General features: G+C 70.0%; 20 protein-coding genes. 5 read left to right on the top strand and 15 right to left on the bottom strand.

The genetic code is table 11. The features are described from left to right. Nucleotides 1–42: 42 nt before the first annotated feature. The gene (locus ACXKZB_RS02525) at nt 43–357 is read left to right on the top strand and encodes a DMT family transporter (protein ID WP_123310629.1); all 315 of its coding nucleotides are present in this window, start codon (nt 43–45) and stop codon (nt 355–357) included. A 1-nt stretch (nt 358) separates the two neighbouring features. Beyond that, nucleotides 359–730 carry a DMT family transporter gene (locus tag ACXKZB_RS02520; protein WP_488824574.1) on the top strand — a complete coding sequence of 124 codons (372 nt, stop codon included), beginning with the start codon at nt 359–361 and terminating at the stop codon, nt 728–730. Between the two features lie 156 nt (nt 731–886). Here the strand turns inward: ACXKZB_RS02520 and ACXKZB_RS02515 are convergent, their stop codons facing one another. Continuing rightward, nucleotides 887–2,026 (bottom strand): CE1758 family FMN-dependent luciferase-like monooxygenase, encoded by a 1,140-nt coding sequence (locus tag ACXKZB_RS02515; protein ID WP_488824573.1) that lies wholly within the window; start codon nt 2,024–2,026, stop codon nt 887–889. A 98-nt stretch (nt 2,027–2,124) separates the two neighbouring features. Then, nucleotides 2,125–2,931, bottom strand: coding sequence for a phosphatase PAP2 family protein (locus ACXKZB_RS02510; protein ID WP_488824572.1), 807 nt, complete (start codon nt 2,929–2,931; stop codon nt 2,125–2,127). Between the two features lie 331 nt (nt 2,932–3,262). Between ACXKZB_RS02510 and ACXKZB_RS02505 the strand changes: the two genes are divergently transcribed. Beyond that, nucleotides 3,263–3,712 carry a DUF4383 domain-containing protein gene (locus tag ACXKZB_RS02505; RefSeq protein WP_488824571.1) on the top strand — a complete coding sequence of 150 codons (450 nt, stop codon included), beginning with the start codon at nt 3,263–3,265 and terminating at the stop codon, nt 3,710–3,712. An 80-nt stretch (nt 3,713–3,792) separates the two neighbouring features. On the opposite strand, the gene ACXKZB_RS02500 is transcribed toward ACXKZB_RS02505, so the two are convergent. The 12 genes from ACXKZB_RS02500 to ACXKZB_RS02445 form a co-directional block, all read right to left on the bottom strand. Next, complete coding sequence (locus tag ACXKZB_RS02500) at nt 3,793–5,124, bottom strand: ATP-dependent DNA helicase (protein ID WP_488824570.1); 1,332 nt, start codon at nt 5,122–5,124, stop codon at nt 3,793–3,795. Continuing rightward, nucleotides 5,121–7,079, bottom strand: coding sequence for a bifunctional copper resistance protein CopD/cytochrome c oxidase assembly protein (locus ACXKZB_RS02495; protein ID WP_488824569.1), 1,959 nt, complete (start codon nt 7,077–7,079; stop codon nt 5,121–5,123). Before ACXKZB_RS02495 ends, ACXKZB_RS02500 begins: the two co-directional genes overlap by 4 nt. Before the next feature lie 194 nt (nt 7,080–7,273). After that, on the bottom strand, nt 7,274–7,561 hold the full coding sequence (locus tag ACXKZB_RS02490) for an HU family DNA-binding protein (RefSeq protein WP_111085379.1): 288 nt from the start codon (nt 7,559–7,561) through the stop codon (nt 7,274–7,276). 290 nt (nt 7,562–7,851) lie between these two features. Continuing rightward, the gene (gene rpsN / locus ACXKZB_RS02485; RefSeq protein WP_017886455.1) at nt 7,852–8,157 is read right to left on the bottom strand and encodes a 30S ribosomal protein S14; all 306 of its coding nucleotides are present in this window, start codon (nt 8,155–8,157) and stop codon (nt 7,852–7,854) included. A 2-nt stretch (nt 8,158–8,159) separates the two neighbouring features. Further along, a complete protein-coding gene (gene rpmG / locus ACXKZB_RS02480; RefSeq protein ID WP_017886456.1) occupies nt 8,160–8,330 on the bottom strand; it encodes a 50S ribosomal protein L33 in 171 nt (56 codons plus the stop codon). Next, nucleotides 8,330–8,566, bottom strand: a complete 237-nt coding sequence (rpmB, locus tag ACXKZB_RS02475) for a 50S ribosomal protein L28 (protein WP_111085377.1) — start codon at nt 8,564–8,566, stop codon at nt 8,330–8,332. Before rpmB ends, rpmG begins: the two co-directional genes overlap by 1 nt. Nucleotides 8,567–8,797: 231 nt before the next feature. Beyond that, on the bottom strand, nt 8,798–9,490 hold the full coding sequence (locus ACXKZB_RS02470) for an alpha/beta fold hydrolase (protein WP_488824568.1): 693 nt from the start codon (nt 9,488–9,490) through the stop codon (nt 8,798–8,800). 10 nt (nt 9,491–9,500) lie between these two features. Beyond that, the gene (locus tag ACXKZB_RS02465; RefSeq protein ID WP_488824567.1) at nt 9,501–9,968 is read right to left on the bottom strand and encodes a Fur family transcriptional regulator; all 468 of its coding nucleotides are present in this window, start codon (nt 9,966–9,968) and stop codon (nt 9,501–9,503) included. After that, on the bottom strand, nt 9,965–10,933 hold the full coding sequence (locus tag ACXKZB_RS02460) for a metal ABC transporter permease (RefSeq protein ID WP_488824566.1): 969 nt from the start codon (nt 10,931–10,933) through the stop codon (nt 9,965–9,967). Before ACXKZB_RS02460 ends, ACXKZB_RS02465 begins: the two co-directional genes overlap by 4 nt. Then, a complete protein-coding gene (locus ACXKZB_RS02455; RefSeq protein ID WP_488825943.1) occupies nt 10,933–11,778 on the bottom strand; it encodes a metal ABC transporter ATP-binding protein in 846 nt (281 codons plus the stop codon). The genes ACXKZB_RS02460 and ACXKZB_RS02455 overlap by 1 nt, the downstream gene beginning before the upstream one ends. A 47-nt stretch (nt 11,779–11,825) precedes the next feature. Next, on the bottom strand, nt 11,826–12,737 hold the full coding sequence (locus tag ACXKZB_RS02450; protein WP_488824565.1) for a metal ABC transporter solute-binding protein, Zn/Mn family: 912 nt from the start codon (nt 12,735–12,737) through the stop codon (nt 11,826–11,828). Nucleotides 12,738–12,864: 127 nt separating this feature from the next. Continuing rightward, on the bottom strand, nt 12,865–14,133 hold the full coding sequence (locus ACXKZB_RS02445; RefSeq protein WP_340197237.1) for a PTS transporter subunit EIIC: 1,269 nt from the start codon (nt 14,131–14,133) through the stop codon (nt 12,865–12,867). A gap of 178 nt (nt 14,134–14,311) precedes the next feature. Between ACXKZB_RS02445 and ACXKZB_RS02440 the strand changes: the two genes are divergently transcribed. Then, nucleotides 14,312–14,548, top strand: coding sequence for a PTS sugar transporter subunit IIB (locus ACXKZB_RS02440; protein WP_071253138.1), 237 nt, complete (start codon nt 14,312–14,314; stop codon nt 14,546–14,548). Further along, nucleotides 14,545–14,997 (top strand): PTS sugar transporter subunit IIA, encoded by a 453-nt coding sequence (locus ACXKZB_RS02435; protein ID WP_488824564.1) that lies wholly within the window; start codon nt 14,545–14,547, stop codon nt 14,995–14,997. The genes ACXKZB_RS02440 and ACXKZB_RS02435 overlap by 4 nt, the downstream gene beginning before the upstream one ends. Before the next feature lie 101 nt (nt 14,998–15,098). Here ACXKZB_RS02435 and ACXKZB_RS02430 read toward each other — a convergent pair whose 3' ends face one another. Next, nucleotides 15,099–15,833, bottom strand: a complete 735-nt coding sequence (locus ACXKZB_RS02430) for a GntR family transcriptional regulator (RefSeq protein WP_123293453.1) — start codon at nt 15,831–15,833, stop codon at nt 15,099–15,101. Nucleotides 15,834–15,907: the final 74 nt, after the last annotated feature.

Genomic DNA, 15,907 nt, shown 5'->3' with positions numbered 1-15,907 from the left:
CACAGTCGTGCGACTATGCGACCGAAGGAAGGGAACATCGTCATGGCATGGGTCATCCTCGTGCTGAGCGGCGTGCTCGAGGCCGTCTGGGCCACCGCGCTGAGCGCGTCGAACGGCTTCAAGAAGGTCGTCCCGACGATCGTGTTCGTCGCCGGCATGGCCCTCAGCATGGTCGGCCTGGCGTTCGCGATGAAGTCGATCCCGGTCGGTACCGCCTACGCCGTCTGGGTGGGCATCGGCGCCTCGCTCACGGTCGTCGTGTCGATCCTGCGCCGGCAGGAATCGGCGTCGCTCGCCCGCCTCGGTCTGGTGTTCGGCCTGGTCGCCTGCGTCGTCGGCCTCAAGGTGGTGAGCTGAGGTGGCCTGGATCGTCCTGTTCGTGAGCGCCGCGCTCGAGACCGTGTGGGCGACCGCCCTCGGCGAGAGCGACGGCTTCACGCGCCCCGGCCCCACGCTCGTGTTCGCGGTCACGATCGTCGTCAGCCTCGTCGCGTTCGGCTACGTCCTGCAGCACATCCCGATCAGCACCGCGTACGCGGTGTGGACCGGCACCGGTGCGGCGTTGACCGTCCTGTGGGGCATGGCGACCGGCGCCGAGCCCGTCACGGTGCTGCGCGTGCTGTTCATCGCGGGGATCGTCGGCTGCGTCGTCGGCCTGAAGCTCGTGCCGGCTCGTCCCGTCGCACAGCCCGCCGCTCCTCTCGCGAAAGCGACAGATCTCCGCGGATGATCGGCGGGCAACTGTCGCTTTCGCAACGGCGACGGCAGCGCCATCCGCAGGACTGTCGCTTTCGCGACGCAGCGCCCTGGGCGCGCGCCGAGACGGACGGGAGGCCCGGTGCCAGCTGGCACCGGGCCTCCCGTCCGTCAGGTGGTCACGTGACGATCAGACGGACGCGCCCGTCCACTCGTCCTCGGCGGCGACGTGGTCGCTGCCGACCGTGCCGGCGGCGAGCGCCGCGGCGGCGCGTTCCGTGTGGCTCGGCGGGTTGGACGGCACGTCGGCCGGACGGCCCTCGTCGTTCAGCTTGCGGAGTTCGGGCACGATGTCCGTCGCCAGGATGTCGATCTGCTCGAGCACCGTCTTGAGCGGCAGCCCCGCGTGGTCGACCAGGAACAGCTGTCGCTGGTAGTGGCCGACGTGGTCCTTCATCGCGGCGTACCGGTCGATGACCTGCTGCGGCGAACCGACCGTGAGCGGGGTCTGGGCGGCGAAGTCCTCCATCGAGGGACCGTGGCCGTACACCGGGGCGTTGTCGAAGTAGGGCCGGAACTCGTTGACCGCGTCCTGCGAGTTCTTCCGGGCGAAGAACTGCCCGCCCAGACCGACGATCGCCTGGTCGGCGCGGCCGTGACCGTAGTGCTCGAAGCGCTGGCGGTACAACCCGACCATCTGCTCGGTGTGCTGGATCGGCCAGAAGATGTTGTTGTGGAAGAAGCCGTCACCGTAGTAGGCGGCCTGCTCGGCGATCTCCGGCGTGCGGATCGAGCCGTGCCAGACGAACGGGGGCACGCCGTCGAGGGGGCGCGGCGTCGAGGTGAAGCCCTGCAGCGGCGTACGGAACTTGCCCTGCCAGTTGACGACGTCGTTCTCCCAGAGCTGGCGGACGAGCGCGTAGTTCTCGATCGCCAGGTTGACGCCCTGGCGGATGTCCTGCCCGAACCACGGGTACACGGGGCCGGTGTTGCCGCGACCCATCATGAGGTCCATGCGGCCGTCGGAGATCACCTGGAGCATCGCGTACTCCTCGGCGATGCGCACCGGGTCGTTCGTGGTGATGAGCGTGGTGCTCGTCGAGAGCGTGATGTCCTTCGTCTTCGCCGCGAGGTAGGCCAGCAGCGTGGTCGGCGACGAGGCGACGAACGGCGGGTTGTGGTGCTCACCGGTGGCGAAGACGTCGAGTCCGGCCTGGTCGGCGTGCTGCGCGATGGTGAGGATGTCACGGACGCGCTGGGTGTCGTCCGGCGTGGTGCCGGTCGTGGGATCGGTCGTGACGTCACTGACCGTGAAGATGCCGAACTGCATGATGCGCCGCCTTTCGCGATATCGATGCGTTTGCATCGACTTGCTGGGTACAACGTACCGCACGCCGGCACATTCCCGCCACGTGCCGACCGGTCGCGTCAGCGGGCGTCGGGCAGTGCGGCCGGGTCCGTCCGGGCCGCGTGGTGCATGCCGTCGAGGAACCACACCGCGGTCACCACCGCCAGGACGCTCGCGCTCGAGGCCAGGCGTCCGGCCATCAGGATCGCGGCACGGTCGTGGGCGCCGTCCCCGGTCAGGCCGACGACGAGCGCCGCGACGCCGACGGCCAGCGTGACCCCGGTCGCGACGAGCAGGACGACACTGACCACCCGGCGCGGCCCCCGACGGCCGTCCCGGTCACCGCGGAGCCCCCGGTCGACCGTCGGTCCGAACGCCCGGACGACGCCGAGCCAGAACATCGCGATCGCGCACGCGCCGATGATGTCGCTCACCCGGTGCCAGCCGTACACGACCGTCTGGTTGGCCACGAAGACCGCGTAGACCGCCCCGAGCAGGGTGACGATCGGCCGGAAGCGACGGGGCGTGACCATCAGCACGGCGAACAGCGCGGCGAGCGCGATCGTCGCGTGCCCCGAGGGGAACGAGTTCGGCGTCGTCGACTGGGCGATCTCCGGGCGCTCGGCGATACGCTTGACGAGCGTCGAGGTGGCCGCCGACGCGAGCACCACTGCACCCGCGCCGAGCCCCACCGAGAGCCGTCGCCTGGCGAACGCCACCGCGACGATCACGACAACGAGCAACAGGATCACCGGCACCGAGATGACGTTGAGCGCAGTGTCCGAGCTGAACAGGTCGGACTCCCGGACCCCGCCGAGCGCGGCGTCCTCCATGCGCTGCCCCACCGGCGTCAGCACCGCGGCCGCGTAGACGGAAGGCACGATCACGAACCCCAGAGTCGCCAGCACACCCCACCGCAACCGCCGCGAGACGCTCGGTCCACGCGACTCCGGTGCATTGCGCTCGGGTGTCAAGGTCACCGGGCTGGTCCTCCTCGGAGTGGTCGTCGTCGGTCTCGTCGCACGCCTGGTGACGGCGCTGCGATTCGGACGGTCGGGGTCGGACACGATACCGTTGGCTCACCGGCCAGAGGCTGGGAACCGCGCGGCCGTCAACCGCGGATCCCGCGCTGTGCCGCTCAGTGCCGCGTCGCGCAGTTCGGCGGGCACCGCCGGACTGACGCACGTCGCGTCGGCAGTGTACGAGGAGGAGACCGAAGTGGCCATCAAGGAACCGGGCATCACCGCCTCACCGAACCGCGGGCTCGCGCTCACGGTCGGTGGCGTCCTCGCACTCTGGGGCATCCTGGGCTTCTTCTTCGCCGCCGACGGCGACCCCGGCTTCTTCAGCCGCCAGGGCGGGATGCTGTGGAACGCCTTCGGCGTGAACCCGCCGCTCGCCCTCATCTGGGTACTGCTCGCCGCAGTCCTGCTCATCACCGGGCTCGGCAACACCATCGGTTCGCGGAACGGCAACCTGCTCGTCGGCGCCGTGCTCGTCGTGCTGGCGGTCTACGGGTTCGTGTTCGTGGACACCTCGGCGAACGTCTTCGCGCTGAACACCACCGACAACGTGTTCCACGCGATCGTCGGGGTCGTCCTGCTGCTGACGGCGTTCGGTGCCGACAAGGAGAACCTCCGCGCCCTGCGTGCGGCGGCTCGCGCCTGACGCACCGACCCGCTCGCCGACGCCCGTCTGCCGCTGCGGCAGGCGGGCGTCGTCGTGTGCGGGGCACGGGTGCGGGTGTGTCAGGCGTCGTCGTCGGAGTCGGGGTCCGACGCAGGCTCCGGCTTCGGGGCTTCGAGTGCCGTCGCGACGATGCGTGGTGCCTCGGACATGAAGCGTCGGACGTCCGTGTCGACGATGATGTCCTGCGGCCGCAGCGGCCGGGTCAGGTACAGCCCCTCGAGCGAGGTCAGCCGTGACAGCGCGACGTACGTCTGTCCGGCGCTGAACACCCGGTTGCCGAGGTCGACCACCGCTCGGTCGTAGGTGCTGCCCTGGGACTTGTGGATCGTGACCGCCCAGGCGAGCCGCAACGGGAACTGCTGGAACTCGCCGACGGTGTCCTTCTTGAGTTCCTTCTTGTCGGCGTCGTAGGAGTACTTGAACTTCTCCCACACCGACGGCTGGACCTCGAACGACTCCCCGTCGACGTCGACCCACACCGTGTCGCGGATCGCCGTGACGATGCCGAGCGTCCCGTTCACCCACCGCTGGTCGGCGTCGTTGCGCAGGAACATCACGTGCGCGCCGGGCTTCAGCTCGAGTGCTTCGTCGGCCGGGAAGTTCCGCCCGCCGAAGTCGCCGTTGACGTCGGCCTTCGCGGTCTTGACCTTGCCGGGCAACCGGTCGAGCGCCGCCTTGTTGATGCGCGCGACGGTGTCGTTCCGGGTGGCGAGGGTGATGGCGTCGTCGGGCGAGGGCCGCGCGCCCGCGGTGTTCAACTGGTCCGCGGTCTCGGCGGTGACCCGGCCGTGCCGCACCGCCGTGAGCATGGCGGCGAACGCGTCGTCGCGCTGGCGGTGCACGGTGGCGAGCTCGATGATGTTCAGCTTCGCCTCGAGCCACACCTTGGCGTCGAAGAACCACATCGACCGGTAGTGGTCGGTGAAGTACGCGCGCTCGTCGGCGCCGCCCGGCACCGGCGGCAACTGGTACGGGTCTCCGAACATCACGACCTGCACGCCGCCGAACGCCTCGAACTGCCGCCCGCGGGCCTTCCGCAGCGAGCGGTCCATCCCGTCGAGCAGGTCGGCGTTCACCATGGAGACCTCGTCGATGACCAGGGTGTCGATGGTGTTCAGGAGCTTCCGGGTGTCCGGCCCCTGGCGCAGCTCGGCGTCGGCGATCAGGCCGATCGGCAAGCGGAACAAGGAGTGGATCGTCTGACCGCCGACGTTCAGGGCCGCGACCCCGGTCGGTGCGCAGATCACGACCTGCTTCTCGGTGTTCCACGACAGGTGGTTGAGCAGGGTGGACTTGCCCGTCCCCGCCCGACCGGTGATGAAGACGTGGTCGCGGGTGTGCTCGATGTACTCGAAGACGGCCCGCTGCTCGTCGCTGAGTTCGACGCTCATCGGGCGTCCCGCTCGAGGGTGCGCAGGTCCGCCGCTGGCGTGCGAGCGTCCGCCGCGGGCGTGCGACCCGACGTTCCGGCACGCCGCAGCTGCACGAGCACCACGACGACGACCGCCACCAGGAGCAGCACGCCGGCGGCCACGAGCACGAGCCCCCCGCGGGCCTGGTCGACGAGCGGGTCGGGCCCCCACGTGCGTCCCATCGCACCGAACCACGACGCCTGCAGCAGCCCGAGCGGCCCGCGCATCGCGACGCCGAGTGACACCGCCCCTGCCGCGACGACCACGGCTCCGACGATCCGGACGACCGCAGCACCGCGGGTCGGGTGGGTCCGGCCGGCCGCGACGGGGGTGAACAGCGTCGGCATCGCGAGGAGTCCGATGAGCAGGAAGCCGACGTCGATGACGGTGCGTCCCGTGGAGTCGCTCACCGACCAGCGAACGGCGTCGGTGGCGAAGTACGCCCACCACACCGCTGCGGCGAGCAGGAACGCGGGGAAGGGCTGCACCAGGTAGCGGACCGCGGCGTTGTCGACCAGCACACCGGTCCACTCGCGCACCCCGGTGCTGTCGTCGTCGCGAGGGTGCACCGCAGCCCGGATGAGCACGACCGGAGCCGCCGCCCACACCAGCGCCGGCACCACCAGGCCGAGCAGCACGTGCGCGCCGACGTTCGCCGACACCAGGAACCGGTCGTACTGGTGCAGCGAACCGGACGTCGCGACGACGAGCGACACGATCGCCAGGGCAGCCGCCACCGAACGGCGCACCGGCCAGCGGACCCCGGCACGGCGCAGGCGGACGACGCCGGCGACGTACGTCGCGGCGAGCAACACGGCGGCCATCAGCCAGAACAGGTCGATGTTCCACTGCGTCAGCCAGCCCCAGGCCCCGGGCGCGTGCGGCAGCAGGTCGTCGGTGAGCAGCTCGGCCGGGCTCGGGTCGGTCGTCTTGCTCAGCGCGATCTGGTCGACCGGGGTCGCCGTGCGTCCGAGCGCCGCGGCGAAGCCGGACGCGACGCCCATCACGGCGAGCTCGACCACGATCAGGGTCCAGAACGGGCGGTGCCGTGCCGGTGCCTCGGCCAGGGACCGGATCGCACGCCGACGCTGCACGGCACCGAGCACCCCGATGACCACGATGGCGCCGATCTTCACCAGCACGAGGGTGCCGTACGGCGTGAACAGGTTCGACAGGGCGGCGACACGGATCTGGGCCGAGGCGACACCCGACACCGCCACGAGCACGAAGCAGCCGAGCGCGATGCTCGAGTACCGCGCGACGACCACGGCCAGACGGTCACCCGGCAGCACGCCGCGCAGGAGCACGAGCATGGTCAGGCCACCGACCCAGAGCGCGGCACCGACCAGGTGCAGCCCGAGCGCGGTGACCGCGGCGTCGTGGCTGGCGGTACCGGCGGCGTGGCCCTGCTGCGCGAGCGGGATGAGGCCGATCATCGAGACGCCGGCGGTCAGGGCGACCATCCCCCGCGAGCGCACGGCGAAGCAGAGCACCGTGACGGCGGCGGCGACGAGCACCGTGACGAGCCAGGCGAGGCCGAGGTCCGTGCCCGTCAGGAACACGCCCATCGACTGGCCGAACTGCTCGTCGATGCTGATCTCCGAGCCGGCGACGCTCAGGAAGGTGAAGAAGGTGGTGACCGCGGACGACACCGTCCAGATGCCGCTCGCGGCGGCCGCGACGTCGATGGCGCGGTTCCACTCGGGGCCGGACCGCGAGAGACCGACGGTGGCGAGCGCCAGACCGCCGATCGTCGCGGCGGCGGACAGGTCCACGACCAGCCGGGAGATCGGCAGCCCGAAACGGACCAGGGGGCCGGGGTCGGCGATCAGCGCTGCGTTCGCACCACCGCCGATGACGAGTGCCGTGAGCAGCGCCACGAACCCGACGAGCAGGAGCACGGCGGGACCGGCGATGCGCGCGATCCGATTCACCCGTCAAGCCTAGGCGGTGCCCACCCGGCCGCAGAACCGGCCGAGCCGATCTGTGGGAACCGGCACGGGCCTCCCGGTCGACGCAGCGCGACGAACGCGACCCAGCGCGACGAACGCGACCCGACGCGACGAACGCGCCCCGGGAACGACGAAAGGGACGGCCGAAGCCGTCCCTCCCGATGTGCGGAACAGTCTTACTTGACCGCAGCCTTGAGCTTCGAGCCGGCGCTGACCTTGACCGAGTCGCTCGCGGCGATCTCGATGGCCTCACCCGTCTGCGGGTTGCGGCCGGTGCGGGCGGCGCGGTGCGTCTTCTCGAAGGCGATCCAACCGGGGATCGTGACCTTCGTGCCGTCCGCGACGGACGACGAGACGACGCTGAAGAGCGCGTCGACGACGCCGTTGACGGTGGCCTGGCTCTGGCCGGACTCGGCGGCGACGGCAGCGACGAGCTCGGTGCGGTTCAGTGACTTGTCAGCCATGGATGTCCTCCTCGGACTTCTTGCAGTATCGGTCGGACGAGCGTGCCGTCCGGCGCCCGGAGCGGTTGCCCCGTGCCACGGTGCCAGTGGGCCGAGGGCCCGGCGGAACCGGAGTTGAACCTACCAGCCGCAGGGGGTGAAAACAGCCGACTCGCCCGGATTTCCGGGCTTGTCGGGCTCGGAGACGGGTGCTGGAGGGGCAGATGTGACGAATGACGGGTCGCATGTACCCCGTACACAGCGAACGCCCCGCCACCAGGAGGTGACGGGGCGTCGGGTACTGCGAGTGCTTACCAGGAGCTCTTCGTGATGCCGGGGAGCTCTCCACGGTGGGCCATGTCGCGGAAGCGGACACGGCTGATGCCGAACTCACCCAGGTGGCCACGGGGGCGGCCGTCGATCGCGTCGCGGTTGCGGTAGCGGATCGGGGATGCGTCGCGGGGCAGCTTCTGCAGGCCCACGCGAGCGGCCTCACGCGACTCGTCGGTACCGTTCGGGTCCACGAGGGCCTTCTTCAGCTCGAGACGACGCTCGGCGTAGCGCGCGATGATGACGGCACGCTGGTTGTTCTTCGCGATCTTGCTCTTCTTCGCCATGCTTAGCGCTCCTCACGGAAGTCGACGTGCTTGCGGATCACCGGGTCGTACTTCTTCAGCACGAGACGGTCGGGGTTGTTCCGACGGTTCTTCTTGGTCACGTACGTGAACCCGGTGCCCGCCGTCGAGCGGAGCTTGATGATCGGACGGATGTCCTGACCCTTTTTCGCCATCAGATCTTCTCCCCACGGGCGAGGACGTCCTTGACGACGGACTCGATGCCGCGTGCGTCGATGACCTTGATGCCCTTAGCGCTGACGTTGAGCGTCACGTTGCGACGCAGCGACGGCACGTAGTACGTCTTCTTCTGCACGTTCGGGTCGAAGCGGCGCTTCGTCCGGCGGTGCGAGTGCGAGATGTTGTGACCGAAGCCGGGAACGGCGCCGGTCACCTGGCACACTGCTGCCATGGTTTCCTCCTGAGGTACCGTGCGACCGGACGGCCGCACCCAAGTTCACTTGCCTGGTGCGCACGCGCAGGACCACCGGAGTGGCGCATGCGAGGGGGTTGTGCACACCGCCCAGGCCCGCAGCCCCCTGTCGAAGGGGGAACGAGCACCACGCGACCGCGGCGTTCGCGACGGTCGGAGGGCTTGGAACAACGGGTCCACCACGCGGACGTGGAGAACCAAGGGGAGAGCCTACGCGAGGTCCGGGCGTGTCGCAAGCGCACGCACCATGAGCTCGCCGAGCTCGAGCGGTGCCGTGAACATCGGCCAGTGTCCGGTCTCGAGTCCGACGATGCTGAGCTCCTCGGTGGCGACGAGTTCCTCGGCCCAGGTCTGGTGGTCGGCCACCATCGTCGCGAGCTCGGTCGCCGGGATCTCGCAGGTGATCACCGTCGCCGGGATCGTGTGCCGGGCGGCGTCGGCGTAGTGGAAGCGATCGGACGGCACCGCGGCGGGCTCCGGGACCGCCCGGTGCTCGAACGCTTCGCGCAGGGACGGCGTCATCCCGCGAACCGTGGCCGGCTCCCAGACGTCCCACGACGGCAGCGGGACCACCCCGTCGACCACGGGCAGTTCGTCGTTGACGCAGCCACCGGCGGGGCCGGGGAACGTGTCGACGTACAGCAGGTGCGCGACGAGAGAGGGCCGCTGGTCGGCGGCCATGTACGCGATCGGTCCGGCACCGGAGTGCCCGGCGAGCACGACGGGCTCGTCGGGGCTGGCGACGTCGTCCAGGCGCTCCACGAGCGCCGCGACCTGCTCGTCGAGCGTGTCACCGTCGCGGGTGATCGCCTCGACCGTGTGGCCCGCCTGCAGCAGCACCGGGGCGACGTCGTCCCACGCGCTCGCGTCGAGCCAGAACCCGGGGACGAGGATGACGTGCATGGCGCGGACCCTACTCGCCGGCGGCGTCGCCGGTCCGTGATCCGGTGCCGGTTCCGGTTCCGGTTCCGGTTCCGGCACCAGCCGCCGTGCACACCGCGCACTCGCCGAAGATGTCGACGACGTGGCTGGCGTTCGTGAACCCGTTCGCCGCGGCGACGTCCTGCGCCCACTGCTCGACGGGGTCCGCCTCGATCTCGACGGTCCGGCCGCAGTTCCGGCAGATCAGGTGGTGGTGGTGCGCGTCCGTCGTGCACGCCCGGTACAGCGATTCGCCGTCCTGCTGCAACGAGTCGGCGTCGCCCTCGGTCGCCAGGTCGGCGAGCGCCCGGTAGACGGTGGCGAGACCGATCGTCGAGCCCTCGTCACGCAGGTGCTGGTGCAGCGCCTGCGCGCTGACGAACCCCTCGGTCGAGTCGAGGGCACCGCGCACCGCTTCGCGCTGCCACGTGTTCCGCTTGACCTTCTGCACGGCGTTCATGCTGGCACCTCTTCCTTCTGGCCGGCTGCCGGCTTCGTCCCGGTCCCGGTGGTTCCGGTTCCGTTCGTTCCGGACGGGAGGCCCGCTGCGCCCCCGCCACGCTGGTCGCGGCGGACGACCCGGTCGCGTCCACGGCGGTCCCGCCTGGCCCCGACGATCCGGCAGACCACCCAGATCGCGAACGAGATGGTCGTCACGTAGGGGCTGATCGGCAGACCGCCGCCGAGTGCGAGCAGGATCCCACCGACGACCGACACCACGGCGAACACCGTGGACAGCACCGGCACGACGACCGGGTGCGAGCTGAGCCGCAGGGCCGCGGCCGCCGGGGTGACGAGCAGCGACAGCACGAGCAGCGCGCCGACGATCTGCACCGACACCGCGGTGGCCAGGCCGAGGACGAGCATGAACACGATCGCGAGCGTCCGCACCGGGATGCCGGCGGCCGCGGCCACGTCGGGGTCCACCGACGCGAACACCAGCGGGCGCCAGATGACGAGCAGGGTCGCGACGACGATGGCGGCGATGACGATCAGGAACGTCAGCTGCGGGTTGTCCACCGACACGATCTGGCCGGTGAGCAGCCCGAACTTGTTGGCCGCACGCCCCTTGTAGAGCGCCAGGCACAGGATGCCGAGCCCGAGGCCGAACGGCATGAGCACGGCGATGATCGAGTTGCGGTCGCGCGCCCTCGAGCCGAGCACCCCGATGAGCAGCGCTGCGATCACCGACCCGACGAGCGAGCCCGTGACGACGTTGACGCCGAGCAGCAGGGATGCGCTCGCGCCGGCGAAGGACAGCTCCGAGATGCCGTGCACCGCGAAGGGCATGTTCCGCGCGACGACGAACGGGCCGATGAGCCCGCCGACGATGCCGAGCACCGCGCCGGCCCAGATCGAGTTCTGCACCAGGGCCACGAGCTCGCCGTAGTCCTGGAAGGAGAAGACCGTCGACAGGACGTCCATCAGATCCGCCCTTCGTCCGACGCCGGGGCGTGCGGGTCGACCTCGCCGTGGTGGTGGTCGTGCGCGTCGTTCGCGCCGACGATGACGATGCGCCCCATGGTCCGGACGACGTCGACGGGGGTGCCGTACAGGTCGCTCAGGACGTCGGCACGCAGGACCTCGTCCGGGGAACCGATCCGGAACCGGCCACCGGCGATGTACAGGACCCGGTCGACGACGTCGAGGATCGGGTTCACGTCGTGCGTCACGAACAGCACGGCTGACTCGTGCTGCCGACGCTGCCGGTCGATGAGCTCGGTGACACCGCGTTGGTGCCGGAGGTCGAGCGAGATGAGGGGTTCGTCGCACAGCAGCAGTGCCGGGTCGGCGGCGATGGCCTGACCGACGCGGGTGCGCTGCTGCTCACCGCCGGACAGCTCGGCGACCGGGGCGTCCGCGAACGCGGTGGCACCGACCTCGTCGAGGATCCGGTCGATGCGGGCCCGGTCGGCCTTCGAGGTCGGCAGGACGCCCCAGCGGTGTCCCGTCACGCCCTGCGCGATCATGTCGCGCGCGCGCAGCGGGGTGCCGGCCTCCATGAGCCGCTGCTGCGGGATGTAGCCGATCTTGCGGTGTCCGCGACGGACGGGCTGGCCGAGGAACGACATCGTGCCGCTCGTCAGGCGCTGCTGCCCGAGCACCGTGCGCAGGAGTGAGGTCTTGCCGGCACCGTTCGGCCCGAGGACCGCGACGAACTCCCCCGGCGCGATGTCCAGGTCGAGGTGGCCCCAGAGCTTCCGCTCACCGAAGGACAACCCGGCGTCGCGCAGCGCCAGGACCGGACGGGCCGCAGCCCGGTCGTCCACCGAGGTGGTCGCCGGGCTGTCGGTCGTCACTGCTGCGGTCGAGGTCGTCACTTCTGGAGCGCCGCCTGCACCGCGTCGATGTTCGCCTGCTGCCACGAGACGTAATCCTGCCCCTCGGGGAGCGTCTCCGTGACACCGACCACCGGGACGTCGTTGTCCTCCGCCGCCTTCTTGACCTGTTCGGTCTCCGGGCTGGAGGTCTGGTCGTTGTAGGCCAGGAGCTCCACGTCGCCGCTCGTGAACAGCGCGAGGGTGTCCTTGAGGGCGGCCGGCGGCACGTCGTCGTCCTCCTCGATCGCCTCGGAGAAGGCGTCGGGGGTCTCGTTGTCCAGGCCGATCGCGTCGAACAGGTAGCCCGGCACCGGCTCGGTGTACGCCACCGCGTCGCCGTCGTACGTCTTCTTCAGGTCGGCGGTCTGGGACTCGAGGTCCTCGAGCTTCGCGGTGAGCGTGTCGGCGTTCTGCTCGAACGTGGCCTTCTCGCCCTCGTCGAGCGCGGACAGGCGCTTCGTGACGTCGTCGACGAGCTTGACCATCGTCGGGTAGCTGTAGAACACGTGCTCGTTGAACTCCGCGTCGCCGCCCGTGTCGAGACCGGACAGCTTCACGACGTTGATCGTGTCGGCCGTGGTGTCGGACGCGTCGGCGAGGGTGGTCATGAAGTCGTCGTACCCGCCGCCGTTCTCGATGAGCAGGTCGGCCTTCGACACCGCGAGCTGGGTTCGGGCGCTCGACTCGAACGAGTGCGGGTCCTGCGAGGGGTCGTCGAGGATGCTCGTGACCGACACGTGGTCGCCACCGATCGACTCGACGATCGAGCCGTAGACGTTGGTCGAGGCGACGACGGCGATCTTCCCGTCGCTGCCGGCGTCGCCCGAGCTCGAAGACGTCGCGCAGCCCGTCAGGGCGAGCGCGGCGGCGCCGGCGACGAGCGGGAGGGCGAGGAGTCGGTTGTGCATGCCCCGACGGTAGCGCTTGCTGATAACGATTGTCAAAACCGGTACCAGGGCTCTGGTGGCGACGACAGCAGGACGGGAGGCCCGGTGCCAGCTGGCACCGGGCCTCCCGTCTCGCAGGAACGCGCGCTTACGGCTTGGTGGCCGCGTCGATCGTGTTCTCGGCGATCGTGTCCTCTTCACGCCCGGGCGTGCGGAGGTTCCACTTCTTGATCACGAAACTGAACAGGAAGTAGTAGATGACGGCGTAACCGAGACCGATCGGGATGAGCCAGATCGCCCCGTCCGCCTTGCCGAAGTTGAGCACGAAGTCGATCGCACCGGCCGAGAACGAGAACCCGTCGTGGATTCCGAGCGCGTTGACGAGGGCCAGCGAGGTGCCGGTGAGCACCGCGTGGATGACGTACAGCGGGAACGCCACGAACATGAAGGAGTACTCGAGCGGCTCGGTGATGCCGGTCACGAACGAGGTGAGTGCTGCCGAGAGCATGATGCCGCCGACGAGCTTGCGGTTCTGCGGCTTGGCGTTGCGCCAGATCGCCAGGGCACCGGCGGGCAGGGCGAACATCATGATCGGGAAGAAGCCGGTCATGAACGTGCCGGCCGTCGGGTCGCCCGCGAGGAACCGGTTCACGTCACCGTGGGCGATGACGCCGTCCGCACCGGTGAAGCTGCCGAGCTGGAACCACGGGAAGAAGTTGAGCAGCTGGTGCAGCCCGATCGGGATGAGCATGCGGTTCGCGAACCCGAAGATGCCGCCACCGATGACCGCGTTGTCGGCGACGGCCTGGCCGGCGGCCGTGAGCGCGATGTCGAAGTAGCGGTACACGAAGGACATGGCGACCGCGATGACCAGACCGGCGGCAGCGGTGAGGATCGGGACCAGTCGACGACCGGAGAAGAAGCCGAGGAAGTCGGGCATCTTCGTCCGGTGGAACTTCTCCCACAGCACGGCGGCCACGAGGCCCATCACGATGCCGCCGAGGACGCCGAAGTTGATGGTCGCCGGGTTGCCGTTCGCGTCCTTCACCCCGTCGAGCACGATCGGCGACATGGCCGCGAAGACCTGGTACATGACCATGTAGCCGACGACGGCGGCCAGTGCGGTGGTGCCGTCCGACTTCTTCGCCCACCCGATCGCGATGCCGACCGCGAAGAGCAGCGGCAGCCAGGTGAACACGGCCTGACCGGCCGCGGCGATGATGGTCGCGCCCTGCTCGAAGCCGGGGATCGCACCGAGCATGTCGGACTGCCCCAGGCGGAGCAGGATGCCCGCGGCGGGCATGACCGCGATCGGCAGGAGCAGGCTCCGTCCGAGGCGCTGCGCTTGCGCGAACAGCCGGGACTGCTTCTTCGGCTTCTTCTTCTCCGGCACGTCCGTGGCAGTGGTGGCGCTCATCGGATGTCCTCTCGTCATTGGGTGGAGCTGTCGGGGTGAGTTGAGTCGTGCAGCCAGCGCAGGTAACCTCGGCGGTGTCGCCAGGTCCGGTCCTGTCCGGTCATGACCAGTTCCGTAGTCTGATCCGAGACCGGTCCGGTGTCAACCTGTGACGCAAACCCTTAACGAGGAGGAAACGATGGCCGACATCAAGGCAGCCGACATCATCGCCGCGCTCGGCGGTGCCGACAACATCGAAGAGGTCGAGGGCTGCATCACGCGCCTCCGCGTCGAGGTCGAGGACGGTGACCTCGTCGACAAGGCCGCGCTGCAGGCCGCGGGCGCCCAGGCCGTCGTCGGTGGCGGCACCGGCTGGCAGGTCATCGTCGGCACGGTCGCCGACAACCTCGCGCAGGACATCCAGGACGAACTGTGACGTCGGTCCGCACGCCGTTCGCCGGTCCGGTCGTCGCCCTCGCTGACGTGCCGGACCCGGTGTTCGCCGGTCAGCTCGTCGGCGCCGGCGTGGCCGTCGACCCGACGGGCGTCGAGGGCGCGGTCACCGCTGTGGCCCCGGTCGACGGCACCATCGTGAAGCTGCACCCGCACGCCTTCGCACTCCAGGGCTCGGCGGGCACGGACGTGCTCGTGCACGTCGGCATCGACACCGTGAAGCTCGCCGGTGAGGGCTTCGAGCTCCTCGCGACCGAGGGCGCGACGGTCACGGCCGGCGACCCCGTCGTCCGGTTCACCCCCTCGGTGATCTCGGCCGCCGGCTACTCGCCGATCTGCCCCGTCGTGGTGCTCGGCTCGGCGCCGGACACCGTCGACCAGGGCACGGTGGGCACCTCGGTGCTCGACGGCGACACCCTGTTCGAGGTCTGACCCGGATCCACCCGGTCCTTCCCCGGTCCTTCCCGCCGAAGCGACTGTGTACCGCGAACTGTTCGCGGCACACGGTCGCTTTCGCGTTCCCGGCCGGAGACTCAGGCGACCGCAGGGGTCGCCGTGACCTCCATCTGCACGCGGTAGCGGTCCGAGCGGTACCAGCTGCGGGTGTGCTCCACGGGGCGCTCCCCCGCGTACGACACCCGGTCGAACTCGAGCACCGGAGCGCCGGTCTTCGTGCCGAGCAGCGTCGCGACGTCGTCGGCGGCCGGGTTCGCGGCCACCGTCTGCTGCGCGCGGTCGATCGGGGTGCCGTACTCGTTGGCGATGATCGAGTACACCGACCCGGACAGGTCGTGGTCGAGGAGGCCCGGGAACGCGTCGGCGACGAGCCAGGCGTCGTCGATCGACACCGGAGCGCCGTCCGCCATGCGCAGCCGCTTCACGTGGAACGCCGACACCTCGGCGTCGAGCCGCAGGGCCGCCACGGTGTCGCTCGGCGGCACGCGCTCCTCGCGCACCAGGACGACCGTCGTCGGCACGTGGCCCATCGCCCGCATCTCCTCGGTGAACGACGCCAGGTGCAACGTCGACTGCACGGGCCGGTGCGCCACGAAGGTGCCCTTGCCGCGCACGCGCTCGAGGTAGCCCTCGTTGACGAGCTGCCCGAGGGCTTCGCGCACGGTGATCCGCGAGACGCCGTACTCGGCGATGAGCTGGCGTTCGGACGGGATCGCGGCGCCTGGAGCCAGGCGCGCGGTGGCGAGGTCGAGCAGGATGCGCCGCAACTGCTGGTGCTTCGGTTCGGCACCCTCGGTGATGCGGCTCGTCATGCGTCCCTCGTGCTCCGTTGCTGGTCCTGGGTGGTGGTCATGCGCGGACATGACCAGTTCCCATCACAGTAGCG

The sequence above is a fragment of the Curtobacterium sp. ABR8 genome, from assembly GCF_057812125.1.
The sequence above is the reverse complement of the archived record's forward strand: the minus strand, read 5'-3'. Positions and strand labels throughout refer to the sequence as shown.